Annotated in this window: 8 protein-coding genes and 1 pseudogene; 4 read left to right on the forward strand and 5 right to left on the reverse strand. The window is 28.7% G+C overall.

Translation table 11 applies throughout. The features are described from left to right. The first annotated feature begins 32 nt into the window (after positions 1-32). Positions 33-1,820 carry a DNA primase gene (dnaG, locus tag EL235_RS07435; RefSeq protein ID WP_126341156.1) on the forward strand — a complete coding sequence of 596 codons (1,788 nt, stop codon included), beginning with the start codon at positions 33-35 and terminating at the stop codon, positions 1,818-1,820. Between the two features lie 65 nt (positions 1,821-1,885). Continuing rightward, complete coding sequence (locus EL235_RS07440; protein WP_039627202.1) at positions 1,886-2,869, forward strand: MnmA/TRMU family protein; 984 nt, start codon at positions 1,886-1,888, stop codon at positions 2,867-2,869. Positions 2,870-2,893: 24 nt separating this feature from the next. Here the strand turns inward: EL235_RS07440 and EL235_RS08150 are convergent. The 3 genes and pseudogenes from EL235_RS08150 to EL235_RS07455 all read right to left on the reverse strand — a co-directional run. Continuing rightward, positions 2,894-3,274, reverse strand: a pseudogene (locus tag EL235_RS08150) (methyl-accepting chemotaxis protein); the annotation flags it as partial. 1,890 nt (positions 3,275-5,164) lie between these two features. Next, a complete protein-coding gene (gene pbpC / locus EL235_RS07450; RefSeq protein ID WP_126341157.1) occupies positions 5,165-7,369 on the reverse strand; it encodes a penicillin-binding protein 1C in 2,205 nt (734 codons plus the stop codon). Next, the gene (locus EL235_RS07455) at positions 7,366-12,651 is read right to left on the reverse strand and encodes an alpha-2-macroglobulin family protein (protein ID WP_126341158.1); all 5,286 of its coding nucleotides are present in this window, start codon (positions 12,649-12,651) and stop codon (positions 7,366-7,368) included. Before EL235_RS07455 ends, pbpC begins: the two co-directional genes overlap by 4 nt. 98 nt (positions 12,652-12,749) lie before the next feature. Between EL235_RS07455 and EL235_RS07460 the strand changes: the two genes are divergently transcribed. Beyond that, the gene (locus tag EL235_RS07460) at positions 12,750-13,112 is read left to right on the forward strand and encodes a hypothetical protein (RefSeq protein WP_039627208.1); all 363 of its coding nucleotides are present in this window, start codon (positions 12,750-12,752) and stop codon (positions 13,110-13,112) included. Between the two features lie 40 nt (positions 13,113-13,152). Then, the gene (locus EL235_RS07465; RefSeq protein ID WP_039627209.1) at positions 13,153-13,467 is read left to right on the forward strand and encodes a hypothetical protein; all 315 of its coding nucleotides are present in this window, start codon (positions 13,153-13,155) and stop codon (positions 13,465-13,467) included. Here EL235_RS07465 and EL235_RS07470 read toward each other — a convergent pair. Beyond that, entirely contained in the window at positions 13,464-15,335 is a 1,872-nt protein-coding gene (locus EL235_RS07470) for a mechanosensitive ion channel family protein (RefSeq protein ID WP_039627210.1), read from the reverse strand. The genes EL235_RS07465 and EL235_RS07470 overlap by 4 nt on opposite strands. Further along, positions 15,328-15,969 carry a carbonic anhydrase beta gene (locus tag EL235_RS07475; RefSeq protein WP_039627211.1) on the reverse strand — a complete coding sequence of 214 codons (642 nt, stop codon included), beginning with the start codon at positions 15,967-15,969 and terminating at the stop codon, positions 15,328-15,330. The genes EL235_RS07470 and EL235_RS07475 overlap by 8 nt, the downstream gene beginning before the upstream one ends. Between the last annotated feature and the right edge of the window lie 7 nt (positions 15,970-15,976).

Raw genomic sequence — 15,976 nt, forward strand, 5'->3', positions numbered from 1 at the left:
AATGCTTATATAATTTTCTTTAAGGTTTAAAGATGATAGAACAAGCAAGTATAGAACAACTTTTACAAAAAACAGATATTGTTGATATCATAGCTCATTATGTTGAAGTGAAAAAACAAGGCTCAAGCTATGTTTGCGTTTGTCCTTTTCATGATGATAAAAATCCTAGTATGCATATTAATTCTATTAAAGGATTTTATCATTGTTTTGCATGCAAGGCTGGGGGTAATGTTTTTAAATTTGTAATGGATTATGAGAAATTAAACTTTGTTGAAGCGGTGGAAAAAGTTGCTTCGTGGAGTAATTTTTCGCTTACTTACACCTCACAAAAACAAGACAATAAAAAATCCATCATTCATATCTTACCTACCCTTAATGCCTTTTATAAACAAAATTTAGCCAAAAACAAAGAAGCCCTAGCTTATCTTTATAAAAGAGGTTTAAATGATGAAGATATTAGAACTTTTGAACTAGGTTTTGCGCCAAGTTCTAATGAAACACTAAGACTTTTACAAAATGAGCAAATCACCCAAGAAGAGGCTTTAGAGGTAGGTGCGATAAAACAAAATGAAAATGGTGCCTATGCAAGTTTTATTAACCGCATTACTTTTAGCATTTATGATCATAAAAATTTACTCATAGGCTTTGGTGGTAGAACTTTAGATGAAACAAATATGGCAAAATATGTTAATTCTCCCCAAAGCAAACTTTTTGACAAATCACGCGTTTTTTACGCACTTAATTTAGCAAAAGATACCATTTATAAACAAAAAGAAATGATAATTTGTGAGGGTTATATGGATGCTATAGCCTTTCATAAAGCAGGATTTAAAAATGCTGTAGCGGTTTTAGGAACTGCCCTAGGAGAGCACCATATACCCTTAATCAAACGATTTGAAGCAAGAGTGGTTTTGTGTTTTGACAATGATAATGCAGGGCTTAATGCTGCTGTGCGTTCGGCACATTTGCTAAGTTTAGCAAAAATTGATGGAAAAGTGGTCTTAATAGAAGGCGGAAAAGATCCAGCCGAACTCATAGCAACTCATCAAGAAAAATTACTTTTTAATATTTTAGAAAAAGGTATAGAACTTGGAGAATTTTATATAAGAAGTTTGATTGCAGGTTGTGATTTAAACTCAGTACTTAGCAAACAAAAAGCTTTAGAAGAGGTGCAAAAATACACTTTTAATCTTGAGCCTTTAATAGCGAATTCTTATACTACTTTAGTAGCAAATCTTTTGGGTGTAAATATTAATGATATAAAACTTTCTAAAAATACAAGAAAAAACATAAACTTTACCAATCCTATAAAACAAAGTAAAATCAATAATATAAGCGAATTAGAGCTTTTGAAATTTTTATATGAAAATAATGAAACTATAGGGCTTTTTAAACTTTTAAGCACAAAAGAATATTTTTTACACCAAGATATTGCTAAAGCTATTTTAGAGCAAAAAAACTTTGAAGATCCTAGCATAAGAGAGCTTTATGAATTTGAAAATATCAAAAACTTAAGCAATTTAGAAGAATTTTTATATGCTATTTGTAAGATCAACCTTGCATATTTTAATAAACTAAAAAGTTTAAATTTAAAACAAGCCTTTAAAAAGCAAATTTACAACCTACTCAATCAAAATTTAGAAAAAATTAAAAAAAGCTATCAAAACGATGAAGTTTTTTTTAATCACTTGATAGAAGTTTTAAAAAGCGTACATTTTTTAGATGATGAGGAAAGTTTGGAATTATTTTTAAATAGACTACAAAAAAATATAAAAGATAAAAAAGCAATTCATTATAACTTTAAAGAAGAAGTTTTTTAAATAAAAACTTGCACAAAAATTAAAAAATATTCATTACAATATGCCAAAAATTTCGAAAGGAAAAAATGAAAGCATTAGCACTTTTTAGTGGCGGGCTTGATTCTATGCTTGCTATAAAACTCATAAGCTCTCAAGGCATAGAAGTAAAAGCTTTAAATATAAACATAGGCTTTGGTGGCACATGTGATAAAAGCGAACTCATGGCAAAACGCGCTGCTATGGCAGGAGCTAGTTTTGAGATGATAGATGTAAGAAATGCGTATTTGCAAGAAGTTTTATTTAATCCTCAATATGGATACGGAAAGCATTTTAACCCTTGTATAGATTGTCATGCTTTTATGTTTAAAACCGCTCTTTCTATGTTAAAAGATGAAAATGCAAGCTTTATCATCACAGGGGAAGTAGTTGGTCAACGCCCAATGAGCCAAAGAAATGATGCTATGGCCAAGGTTAAAAAACTAGCCTTTGATGAAGAGGATCTGATCTTGCGTCCAATGTGTGCTAAAAATTTACCTTTAACCAAACCTGAGCGCGAGGGTTGGGTTGATAGAGAAAAGTTAGAAAACATAAGTGGAAGAAGTAGAAAAAGACAACTTGAACTAGCTGCCAAATTTGGATTTGAAGATTTTGAAAGTCCAGGTGGCGGGTGTTTACTCACACTTGAAAGCTTTTCAAATAAAATCAAAGATTTTATTAAATTTGATAAAAATATAGAAGTTAACGATGCACAACTTTTAAAATATGGACGCCACTTAAGACTTCCAAATGGCTCTAAAATGATAGTAGGTAGAAATGAACTAGAAAATCAATTTTTAAAAGAATTAAAAACTCAAAAATATGAAGAATTAAAGCTTTTTGATTTAATAGGTGCCTATTCTTTGGTGGATGAAAATATCAATCCACAAGATCTTGAACTTGCTCTAAGCATAGCACTAACTTATGCTAAAACTCAAAATAATACAAAATACAAAATAGGTTTTAAAGATAAAATTTTCCAAAGTATAGCTTTTGAAAATAAAAACAAAATTCAAGAATATTTTATAAATTAAACTACCCTTTAAAGGGTAGTATTTTTAAAATTTCTTTTTTCTAACATCGGCTACTATCTCAGCAGACATCAAATCAACTTCATTTGCAACAGAATTAGTCGCGTGTGCAATTTGTGAATTTTCTTTAGTTAAACCATCTATTACTGAAACAGATTGATTAATTTGTGAAATTCCTAAAGCTTGTTCTTTAATACTCTCACCCATTTCATTAATAGATTGAACCAAGATATTAGTATTTGCTTCAATCTCACCTAAAGACTTTTGAGTTCTTTCTGCTAGATTTCTAACTTCATCAGCAACAACAGCAAAACCTCTACCATGTTCACCTGCACGCGCAGCTTCAATAGCAGCATTTAATGCAAGTAGATTAATTTGATCAGCAATATCTCTAATTACATCGGTTACATCTTTAATATCACTGCTTTGTTTAATAACTTCTTCTGTTCTTGCTGCTACTGCATTCATAGATGCACTCATTTCTTCAACAGCAGCTGCGCTTTCTTGTAAAGAATCAGCTTGCTTTTGAGCTCCATCGTTAAGCTGATTAACACTTTCTTTTAGAGAATCGGCTTTTTGTTGCAATACTTCGCCTTGATTTAGTGAAGTTTGAAGCATTTTTCTAATTTCCGCACCTACTGCATTAAGTGATTTTTCTATCTCACCCTCTGCATTATCAAGTTTATCTGAAAAATCAAGACTTTGAAAACTTGCAAAAACTCTTTCTATATCGTTTAAATCTTTACCGATTTTCTTTTGCATATCATCAAGCATTTTATTCAATACTTCTTTTAATTCTATAAGTTTTGGATTAACTGGATTTGCTTCGATCCTTTGAGTAAAATGCCCTTTTTCTATATCACATGAAACTTCTAAAATATTTTGAACAGTTATATCATCTTTTTCTAGGCATGTATGGATATACTGAACATTTTCATTAACCATTGAGGCCATTTTTCCAATTTCATCATTATATCGTGGAGTTAAAACCTCGACAGTAGATACCTCATGATTTAAATATCTAAAGAATTTTGTCAAATGATTTTGCAATCTTTCAACTCTAGATGATACTATACTTTTCATACTATAACCTAAGACTAAAACAATTAATATTACAGCCACTAAACCACTAAATACTATTGTATTTCTTAAATCTGCAATAGGAGTATAGACAGCTTTTTCTGGTGCAATAGACAACATTGACCATATTATATTTGTACCTGGCCACACCTCAAAAGATCTTATTGCTCCATGATATTTTTGACCATCATCAGCAGTGTAATCAATTTCTTTGGTTTGAACTGTCTTTGAGGCTTCGATTATATTAGTAGCGTTTTTATTTACACTTAATAAATTTTTTGTAACAAAATCAGCATTAGGATGTGTAGCTACGATACCATTGTTTGCAATTAATATTCTTCTATCCCCTTCATATAATGTTCTAGAAGGATCATTAAAATCATTAGCTAAAACCTGCATATCAAAAATCATACCTAAAACACCTAAAATTTTACCTTTTTTATCCATTAAAGGTATGGCTATATTTGAGCCAAAAATTTTATTACCATTAATATTAAACCATCTTGGGTCTCCAAAATATAATTTATTTCCTTGCATAATATAATTTATGCCTCTTAATGATGATAATTCACTTGTTGCTTGCTCTGTTGCAACACCTCCTGGTTTTTGCGTCTCATTATCTCTCATCAATACCATAAATTCACTCTTGTCAGTAAAATATTTATCATCAACTCCTAAAGCTCTATATTGGCTACCATCTTTTAAATAATAATATCCATACGCTATAACATTATTTGCATCAATGGTTTCACCAAGAATATTTTCTATTCTTTTTTCTGATATAGAACCCTCTTCAAGCAAAGTATTAAAAATTTTTTGCGTTCCAATTGCAGAAACAAAAAAAGATTTAATAGCAGATTCTGCTAGATTAGTATAACGAAATACTGAAGTAAGCAATATTTTGCTAGTTTGATCTTGTAATGTTTCTTGAGATTTTTTGACAATAAGTAAAGACAATCCGCTTAAAGAAACAACAACAGCAAATACCATAATGACAATAATTTTTGTGCTAAGTTTCATCTTACGCCACATTTTGACCCCTTATATTAATAAATATTTTTCATTATTATATAAATTTTTTATTAAAAAATTATAAATTTTGTTTTATTTTTATTTATTTTTATAAACAAATAGTATAAAGTTTTTTGTTTTCGCTCAAATATCTATAAAATAGGGGGGGGGAATGAATTTTTAACTAATAATTTTTATTATTTATATTTAAAATATATTAAATTTTATAAAATCATTTTCACCATTCTCACTAATAATATTAAGAGTATATTTACCTTTTTTTAAGTCTAAAAATAAAACCTCATCTTTACCTTCAAAAATAAATTCTTGATTTAAATACCAAAAAAGCTTTTCTTTTTTAGGATTTATAAGTTTTATCAGCAATTTTTGCTTAGCTTTTAAGTCTTTTGGTAAAATAATATTAAGGTTATTTAATGGATATATAATTTTTAAATTTTGACTAGAACTTTGTAAATATTGCTTTTCTTTAGCAAAAAACGCTTGAGCGTTAGAAGGCAAATTTAAAATAGTTTTTTTCTTAGCATAAATAAAATTTTCATCTAGAGAATTTACTTCTTTATTTTCATACACAAAAACTTCTTTTAAAAATGGAGATTTTCTTAAGATATTTGCACTTTGTGGATAAAGCACCTCTTTAAAACCAAATTCATAATCATATCTATATCCTGTTTGATTTTCTATTTTGATAGAAATTAAATCATTGGGTTGTTTAAATTCCAAGTTAAGCCCATCAAGCAAGCTCAATAATTCAAAAAACAATTCTCCTGCAATACTCACACCATATAAATTTGCATTTGCTTCACCATTAAAATTTCCAACCCATACCCCTAGGGTATATTTTGGAGAAGTTCCTATAGCCCAGGCGTCTTTTCTACCATAACTTGTACCTGTTTTCCAAGAAATAATAGTATTAAAATCATACTGTTTTATCCCTACTCTATCTAGGTCCTTTAATGTTTGCAATGTTAAAAAACTCGCCCCATCACTTATAAGTTTTTTATCTTCTTTAATAAATGCATTTTCTTCATATAAAAGCTCTTTAAAATTTCCATAATTTCCAAGCCCTAAATAAATTTTTACCATATCTTCTAAGCTAAATTCTTTTGTACCTAAAATCAAAGAAAGTCCGTATTTTTTAAAATCTTCATCTTTATAATTTAAAATATCTTTGAGTTTATAAAAAAACTTCTCATAGCCATATTCTGAGAGTAAACTCACAAAGGGAATATTGAGCGATTTTTGCAAAGATTCTTTTGCGCTAACAAAACCATGATACTTTTTATTTGCATTTTGTGGAGCAAAATTAGAAAAATATGTAGGCACATCAAGCATTAAAGACTCAGGCACCATAAGTCCCTCATCTATAGCAAAAGCAAAAAGTAAAGGTTTTAAAGTTGAACCCACACTACGCTTTGCTATAACTCCATCAACTTGACCAAAAGTTACAAAATCATAAAAATCATTAGAGCCGACATAAGCTAAAACTTTATTTGTTCTGGTATCTGCCAACAATATAGCTAAATTTTTTATACCTTTTTGCTGTAGTTTATAAGAATACTCTTTAGCTTTTTCTTCAAATTTGATTTGAATTTTTTTATCTATACTAGAAATGATTTTTTCTTTATCCGCTAAAAGCCTACGCGCTAAATGTGGAGCTAAGTTTTTCCTTGCTTTAAAGCTAGGAAGTTTTTCAGCCTTTGCAAGAGTTAAAATATCTTTAGAAAAATACCCATTTTCAAAAAGCCTATCAAGCAAGGCATTACGCTTTTTTAGAAGTCTATCTTTGTTTTTTTCAAGATTAATTAAACCTGGATTATTAGGAAGTACAGCAAGCAAAGCTGCTTCACTCCAAGTAAGATCTTTTAAATCTTTTTCAAAATAAAACAAACCAGCACTTGCAACACCTACTAAATTTCCTCCATAAGGAGCATTGTTTAAGTAAAGCTTTAGAATTTCATCTTTTTCATAAGTGCTTTCTAAAGCAAAGGCTTTGATGATTTCATTAAATTTATTAAAATATGTGCGTTTGTTTTGCTCTAGAAGTTTGATTGTTTGCATAGAAATTGTGCTTGCACCACTTCTTTTACTTGAAAAAAGATTATTTTTAAAAGCCCTTATAATCGCTAAAAAATCCACTCCATGATGAGAATAAAAGTTTTTGTCTTCATATAAAGTAACTGCAGTTTTTAATTTTTGCGGTATAAACTCACTCTCTAAATGCCATTGTTCATTAGCATCTAAAAATACACTAAGGAATTCTTTATTTTTATCAAGCAAAACCTTGCCATAAGTGCCTTTAAATAAATCCTTGCTATCAAAACTAAAATAAATCAAGCCTATGTAAAAACATAGGCTTAAAAAGCATACTGCAAGGCTTATTTTGATTTTCACTGCACTACTTTGACTCTTTTACTTTCACTTAAAGCTTTATAAGCATTATCATACATTGCCTCAGCATAAGCTCCACTCAAAGTATAAACACCCGGAGTAACAGCGCTTAATTTCACAAAAAATTCTCTTGATTCATCAGAGTATAAAGGAAAGAAATACATAATCTTATCATCTCTTATATCTACAAAATCATAATAAGAATTTTTCACAAAATCAGGAGCTTCATCATTTAAAAGATCATGCACTATCTCCCATCCACTTGGTAAAATTTGAGTTAAAGCTATATTAGAAGTACCTGGATAATTTTTATTTGATATTTTTAATTTCATATAAAAAATTTGGGAGCTCTTTATAGTGCTTTCATCTATTTCATTTCCATTTTCATCATAAAAACTTCTTTCTATATACATACGCTGTGCAAAAGGCTCGGCAATACCTTTTTTAATACCCTCTACTCCAAAATGCACATAGGTATCTTCTTTAGCTTCTATCAAAGCACTGCCTTGATTAAACTCAAATTTAGAAAAACTTGTATTGAGCTTTTTGCTCTCACCATTAATTTTTAGACTTGCATTGATAGTTTTAGAGCTTTCATCACTAAAGCTATTTGCTAAAGCATATAAAGCATAACCTGTGCTTTGAGTGCTAAGCCAAGCTTGGCTTTCTAAAGTTTTTTTAATATCATCTAATAATTCATCATTATCTTTACCATAGATTATTTTATACGCATTTGCAATAATAGCCTCATCTCTTAAAAAAGATCCATAAGTATGAGTGTAATTAACTTTTTCATCAGGCTTTGTACTTAAATTTTTAGCTATATTCAAAGCCACCTCATCAAAACCTGCTAATTTATAAGCTGCGCTAAGTTGCCAAAGACTTACATTGTTTAAGCTTTGCAAATAAGCACTATCTTCATAAATAGCATTCATTATGCTTAAATTTGGCTCTTTGGCTAAGGCTAAAAGATATAAAGAATTTATTTTAATTTCTTTATTTGTTTGAGCTTTTAAAACATAGTGTTTTTGATAATCAAGCCATGCTTTAAACATTCCATCGCTCACATAATAGCCTCTTTCTTTAGCTAAAATCATAAACATACCCGCGTAATTACTTCCCCAAGCATCAGAATCTTTAAGTCCTTGCCAATAAGCAAAACCACCATTAGTAGTTTGAAAATTTGCGTATTTACTTAGCAATGCATTGATATTGTTAATATTTTTTTGCTCATTTGCCCCCTGATCAAGTTTTTGTAAAAAAAGTTGTGGTAAAACCGCTGAAGTACTTTGCTCTATACATCCATAAGGATAATTTTGCAAGTATTTTAATCTATGATTTATATTTAAAATAGGCTTAGAGCTTACACTTAAAAACGCTACTGGATTAATATAATCTTGTGTGATTTTAAACTCCATAGAAGTATTTGCAGGAATTTTAAAAGATTTACCCTCATAAGTAACGGTATTTAGCGCTTTTATATCAATTTGCGTATTTTGAGTATAGGTGTAATCTTTTGCATTTAAACTTAACTCTATTTCTTCTACTCCAAGCTTGTTTGAATTTACTTTTGCATTAACATAAATATCTTTTGTTTTTTCATTGTCAAAATTAATTAAAATTTCATCGTTTTCAAAATTTATGAGTGAATTTTTTGTTTTTAGTTTAAGTTTTGCATTTTTTACATCATCATCTACTTTAAATACTTGCACCAAAAGCTTAAACTCATCATCAAGTCTTAAGGCCCTTGGCAAAGTTTCAAGCATTACAGCAGGTGCGCTAACTTGGATATCTTTAGAAACACTGCCAAAACCTGCTAAATTATTTGCCACTACCATAACTCTAACCGAACCTAAGTATGATGGCATATTAAATTTTAATTTTGCATAACCATTTTCATCACTTTGTACTGGTTCTTGAAACAATACAACCGGTTTAAAGCGTCTTGCTCTTTCATCATTTTTGCTTTTATTTGCTCTACTTTCTAAGAAAACATCACCACCTGTAGTTAATACCTTAGAAGCATTAGAAATATTTTTAGCAATAATTTTATCATAGGTATCATATATACTCATGTTAAAGCGTGTTTTTTGGTAAAAATACCCCCAAATATCTGGGGTTTTAAAAGCATTCACATCAAGCAAGCCCTCATCTACAATAGCTACAGTATAAGTATAACTTTGCTTGTTTTTACTTTGAATTTCTACTTCAAAATCTTGTTTTGGCATGATTTTATCCGGTACTTTTAAATCAAGCTCGATTTTACTTTGCTCATCTACTACATTTAAAGGCACCACGCCAAAAAGTCTTAAGGCTCTATCGTTGGTATATTGATCATAATCTTGAAGTAAAATCACGCTCACATAAACATTTGGCATATATTCTTTAAGAATAGGAATTTCAACCTTTGTAATATCTTCATGCGTATCTATCACAAAGCGTTTTAAAACCTTTGCATTATCATTTAAAGTAACGATGGCTTTTGCACCTTTAACACTTTCAAATTCTATAAAAGCTGTTTCATTTGGTTTATATTCTTTTTTATCACTTTTAATCTTTAAAGAACTCACTATATCAGCATTACTTGGCGCACCAAAACTACTAATATAAAAAAACTCTCCCGTGCTTGTTTTACTTTGTACATCTTCAAGTTCTATAAACATTTCACCATGGTATTCTTTTGGATCAAACTCTATTTTAACCGGTCTATCTTTACTTAAAATAGTTCCTTGAGTAACAATTTGTGTGTTTTTATCCTTTTTGAGTGATTTTAAAAAATCATCATAATTATCATAATCCCACCACCAAGAATAATCATTTGCATAAATGGTGTATTTAATTTCCCTATTTGCTACTAAATTCTTATCTAAATCGCTCACAATGGCTTCAAAATTGACAATAGAACCCGAGCTTAAATAATGATTTTTCAAACGCTTAATACCTACAAAATACTCATGCAATATTACTTGTGAATTTACAAGTGCTTCAACCGACCTTGAACCTTTTTCAAAAACTCTAGCCCTTATGCTAGCTTCTAAATTATATGGAGTATTTTTTAAAAAATCTTTTAAAATAAATTCTTGCTTTACAAAGCCATTTTCATTTAAAATACCTTTTAAATTATCTTGATATTTTTGTATTAAAACACTAGGATTTGAAAAAATATATTCTGGATATTTTGAATTTTTATATTCTTTTTTGCTCACAAACAAATCAACTTGATATTGTAAATTACTTGCTGGTGTTCCAAAAAGATATTTTGAACTAATATTAAAATCTAATTTTTCATTTTCTTTTATACTTTTTGGAGCTTGCATGGATACTTTTATACGATTTGGCACTATATTTTGCACTAAAATTTCTTTATCAAAAATAGCATTTGCAAATTCAACCCTAGCTAAATACACTCCACTTAAAGCTTGTTGGTTAAGTGAAATCTTTTTATAAAAAGTTCCATTACCCAAAGGTTCAAGTTTAATTTTATCCAAAAGCTTTTTATTGCGTGGGTCAAAAAAACTTAAAAATACAGGATGATTGACAATTCCTTTATCATTTCTTGCAACCATAGTTAAATGGATATCATCACCTGGTCTATAAACCCCTCTTTCTGTGTAAATAAATACTTTATTTTGAGAAGTCAAATCAAAGCCATCAACATCAAAGCCATCATATAATAAAGGTGAACTTAAGCGCAAAATAGAAGCTTGTTTATCTTTTGAAGCAATGATAAACAAAGCTTTTGATTCATCAATATTATCAAAAACAGCCAAACCATTATCATCACTCATTTTAGAAGCTAAAACTTGATTACTTTTGCTAATCACATCAACCTTAACCCCATCTAAAGCCTTTTGTGTAGTAAAATCTCTCACATCCACAAAGAGCTTTTTATTTAAATTTTGAGCAATCAAAGCTATATCTGAAAAAATTAAGTTCTTACTTACTTTTGCTTTTTGATTAAAAAATCTATATTTTTTCCAACTCTCCATTCCCTCATCAAAAACATAATCAACATCTTCTTCTTTAAAATAAAGCTTCACTATAAATACACCGCTTAAATTTTTTAAACCATCTAATACTATTTCATTTTCTTGCCATTGATTTTTGGTGTTTTTTATATCAAAGTCTTTTTTTAACACTATTTCACTAGTGTAATCGCTCTCTGAAAAAATATCACTATCATAATCACTTAAATTTTTAGCACCTTGAAGGTTTTTATATCTTAAATATTCACTTAAGTTATTTGAAAATACTTGATAAACTTCCAAACGAACCTTTTTAATATTCATACTCTTAAAAGCTATTTTTTTACTTGCTTTGCTTGATAAAAATACCCCTTGATTTGTAAAACTTATTGCAGGTTCATAATCTTTAAAACTCACTTGAGTTTTAAAGTTTTCTTTTGTGCTAACATCATCAGCGCTTTTAATCCCCTGAGCGAGTTGAATTTCATAGGTTTTATTTGGAGAAAAATTTCCCATAAGTTTGATTTTATTTCCAAATGCTAATGCCTTAAAATCTACCTCAGGACTAATAAAAATCAACTCTTTTAAATTTTGATCTTGTGAAATATTTTGAGAAAAAAGCAATTCTATGTTTTTATTAACCACATTCGAATTTTGAAAAACAAATTCACTCTTTGCAAGTAAAATATACTCCAAATCTACATTTTTTTCTAAACCCAAAATTTCTTTATCTAAAACTACTTTTACATTTGTATTTGTGTTTTTAATGCTAAGCGGTTTAGAATATACGCTTGCCATATCACTTTGAATGATAATTTTATCTATTTGAATTTCTTGATCTTGGGTGGTAATTTTTATAGCTTTTAATAATTCATCTTTATTAAGAGTGTAAAAACTTTGAATATTTAAAATTAACACACTTTTATCATTTGAAATACTTTGAAAATATCCTTTAATGTCTAATTTTTCAAAAGGAGTTTGTACCTTTAATTGTATTTTTTCATTAGCTAAAATATCATTTAAGTCCACAGAAATATCATACTTTTGATTTGCTTTTAAATTTGCAAAAATATTTAACCTTGTAGGCGTTTCAAACTCGTATTTTACCTTTGTATTTTGATTGTTAATAACAATCTCTCTTTCTTTTATAATACCTATATCTTGATTAATAATATTAGTATTAAACTCCACAAAAATGCTTTGTGTATTTTCATCAAAACCATAAGCTCTTATAGCAGAACTCTTATCTTCATTTTTAGAACAAGCAAATAATAAACTTGCAAGTAAAAAAGCAAAAAAACAATGTAAAAACCCTCTCATATGTACCTCATTTTGTGAATTTCTTAAATTATATCTAAATTCACTCTTGCTTCACTCAAAAAATTATATAATTCTTGCATAAAAATAAAGGAGATAAAATGAAAAAGAAAATCGCTACATTATTAACAGCTTTAAGCCTTTCAAGTCTTGCTTATGCAGGTGGAATTTATGGTGTAATAGCAGATGTAAATGACAATGCTAAAACTATTTTAATCGATACTACCTATGGAGAAAAAATGAATATCAAAATTCTACCAAATACAGAAATTGATATGGATGATTGTGGTATTTTTGGTATGGATAAATACGGCACTTTTAAAGATTTAAAAGTAGGAACTTTTATAGAAGCTGAAGTTTTCCATGGCTATGCCCAAACTACGCCAAATCCACAAACACCAAACCAAGTTCAAAATATAACCGCCAAAGAAATCAAAATCGAATGCAAAAAAAGAGCTTATTAAAATTTTTAAGTAAAATAACTCCTAAAAAGGAGTTATTTTAATGCGTTTTTTTCTTATACTAGCATGTATTAGCACTTTTACATTTGCTTATAAAGTCCAAGGTATTTTAAAAAATACTACCGCACACACAATAAGCATCCAAACAAATTTTGATAATAACTTAGTCATCACTATATTACCCCAAACACATATTGATATTTATAGTTGTGGAATTTTTGGAAGCAATAAAAAACAAGCTAATGTTCAAGATTTAAAAAAAGGTTCTCTTGTAAAAATAAAAGGAAGTAAAAATGGGAGTATTATTATTGCAGATAAGATAATAATAGAATGTGATGATCAAAGAAGAGCTTATTAAGACAATAACTCTTCTTTGTCTTCTTTATTAATTTTTTCTATATAAAGACTTTGCGAAGGAAAAGCAAAACTAAGTTTGTTTCTCTCAACAATTTTCATGAGTTCAAGTAAAATACTTTGTCTAGCTGCCCTAAAACCTGCAGCATCCACTGCTTTGGTGTAAAAATACACCTCTATATCAATAGAACTTGCGCCAAAACCACTCACGGCTACATAAGTACTATTTTTGTACCCTTCTAAGTCATTTACTGAAACTAGATTTTGTCTATATTTAGCGCGTGTTCCACCATGATTTAGCGCACTATCATCAACTTGTGCTATTAAAGGACTAGTGGCCAATAAATATCTTATATCTTCCACACATTGTTCGAGTTGCTCAGGTTTTGCATCATAAGTTACACCAACAAATAATTTTACATGACGACCAACTTTTCTCTTGCTCCAATTTTTAATATTTGTTCCCATAATAGTTGAATTTGGTAAAAAAACCAAAGAATTATCAAAAGTTCTAATAGTAGTTTTTCTAAGTCCAATTTCTACTATAGTTCCCTCTATACCTGAAATTTCTACCCAGTCTCCTTGGTTAAAACTATTATCAAAAAGCAAAAGCACTGAAGCAAAGAAATTTGCAATGATATCTTTAGCTGCCAAAGCTACAGCTAAACCACCTATACCTAAAGATGCAATTAATGCCGAAATATTAAATCCTAAATGCGCCAAAACAAACAAAACAGCTATTACTATAATTATAAAATATAAAATTTTAATAATTAAATTTACTACTTCGCGCTTGCCACTTTTTTCTGCAAGCTTTGCTACAACAACCATACCATAACTATCAAAAATATTAATTACAAGCCAAGCAGTTAAAATGACATAAATTATAGATAAAACATTGCTAATTCTTATATCTACCGGAGCTGGATAGTAAAGAATAGTAAAACATATGCCTAAAGCATATACAAATAAAAACCATCCGATTGGTCCTTGAAGTTTCTCTAAAAAATGGGTTTTTATTTCTATATTAGCCGATTTTTTCCCAAGTAAGCGTATTAGAATAAAATATAAAATTCTCGCAAGATAGAATTTTAAAGAATAAAATAAAGCAACCACAATAATAGAAATAACTATTTTTCCAATATTAATACTACTAATAGAAGTTTGCTCATTGATATAATTAATAGCATTTTGCAAACCTAAACCGGTAAATAAAAAATTTGTTTCTAATAAATTTGCATTATTTCTCAGATATACTAAGATTTCATTGTAAGATTTAATAGTATTTCTTAAATTATTTTCGCTTATTTCCAAAGCTCTCAAGTGTTCAATATTATTAATTTTTTCCTTATCTAAAGTAAAATCAAATACAAAATCTTCCTTAAGTGCATCAATGCTTTTATCGATAATATTTTTTATCTCTTGACTTTGTGCTCCTTCTGCAAAAACTTTTTCTAGTTCAAATATACAAAGATAAAAATATTCTGCAGATGTTAAATTTAAAAATTTAATCTTATTATCTACATACTCATAATATTTTTTTTTGTTTTGAGCCTCTTTAATACTATTTTGTAAAACATTTTTTGTTTTTAAAAATTCTTTAGCTTCCTTATCGTCAATTTTTTGAGAAACCATCTTTAAAGGCAATGTTGTTAATATTGTTGTTTTTTGCTTTTCTATTTCTTTTATATTATCTTGAAATTCAGTACTATTTGTATCACTGTTTTTGAAACTTTCCAAAAGCAAATTAAGTTCTATATAATCTTGCACCAAAGCAAAAATACTATTCTTATCTTCCAAAATATTTTTTTCTTGTGCATATAAGATATTAACACACAAAAACACTAAAATAAACTTAAAAATTTTATTCATATTTTTTTATCCTCTCTTGTATTAAAACAAAATTTTCAAAACTAAAATCATACTCATAAATTTCACCTGTTTCTATGATATAATACCAAGCATGAAGTTCAATTTCCTTTTTATTTAAAGCATCCTCTATACCTGGATAAGTTAATAAATTTTGCAAAGAATTAACCAAATTCATCTTCTCAGTCATCCAAGATCTCATAGCTAAATCATCTTTTGCAACTTTTAAAACTTTATTTTTGATAGGTTCAAGCAAGGTAAGCCATTTTCTAACATTTGGCATATTTTTTAAATCATTTTCATTGGCATACAAAGCTGCACACCCCCCGCAATTACTATGTCCGCATACTATAATATTTTTAATATGCAAAGAATTAAAAGCGTACTCAATAGCCGAAGTAGTTGCTAAAAAATCATCTCCTATTCTATAAGGTGGAACAATATTACCTATATTTCTTATAACAAAAAGTTCTCCTGGACCTGTATTGGTAATTAAATTTGGTATCACTCTTGAATCAGCACAACCTATAAAAAGCGTATGGGGATTTTGTTTATTTTTCAAACTCTCAAAAAGTTCTGCATGTTCTTTAAAATCTTCTTGCATAAATTTTAAAGCACCCTCGATCAAATCTTTCAAAAAAGTC

Source organism: Campylobacter lari (assembly GCF_900638335.1).
Classification (GTDB): domain Bacteria; phylum Campylobacterota; class Campylobacteria; order Campylobacterales; family Campylobacteraceae; genus Campylobacter_D; species Campylobacter_D lari_E.

What these genes read in the sequence shown, in the direction of transcription:
- dnaG (WP_126341156.1), top strand. Translation starts at nt 33, where the DNA reads ATGATAGAACAAGCAAGTATAGAACAACTTTTACAAAAAACAGATATT.
- EL235_RS07440 (WP_039627202.1), top strand. Translation starts at nt 1,886, where the DNA reads ATGAAAGCATTAGCACTTTTTAGTGGCGGGCTTGATTCTATGCTTGCT.
- EL235_RS07455 (WP_126341158.1), bottom strand. Translation starts at nt 12,651, where the DNA reads ATGAGAGGGTTTTTACATTGTTTTTTTGCTTTTTTACTTGCAAGTTTA.
- EL235_RS07460 (WP_039627208.1), top strand. Translation starts at nt 12,750, where the DNA reads ATGAAAAAGAAAATCGCTACATTATTAACAGCTTTAAGCCTTTCAAGT.
- EL235_RS07465 (WP_039627209.1), top strand. Translation starts at nt 13,153, where the DNA reads ATGCGTTTTTTTCTTATACTAGCATGTATTAGCACTTTTACATTTGCT.
- EL235_RS07470 (WP_039627210.1), bottom strand. Translation starts at nt 15,335, where the DNA reads ATGAATAAAATTTTTAAGTTTATTTTAGTGTTTTTGTGTGTTAATATC.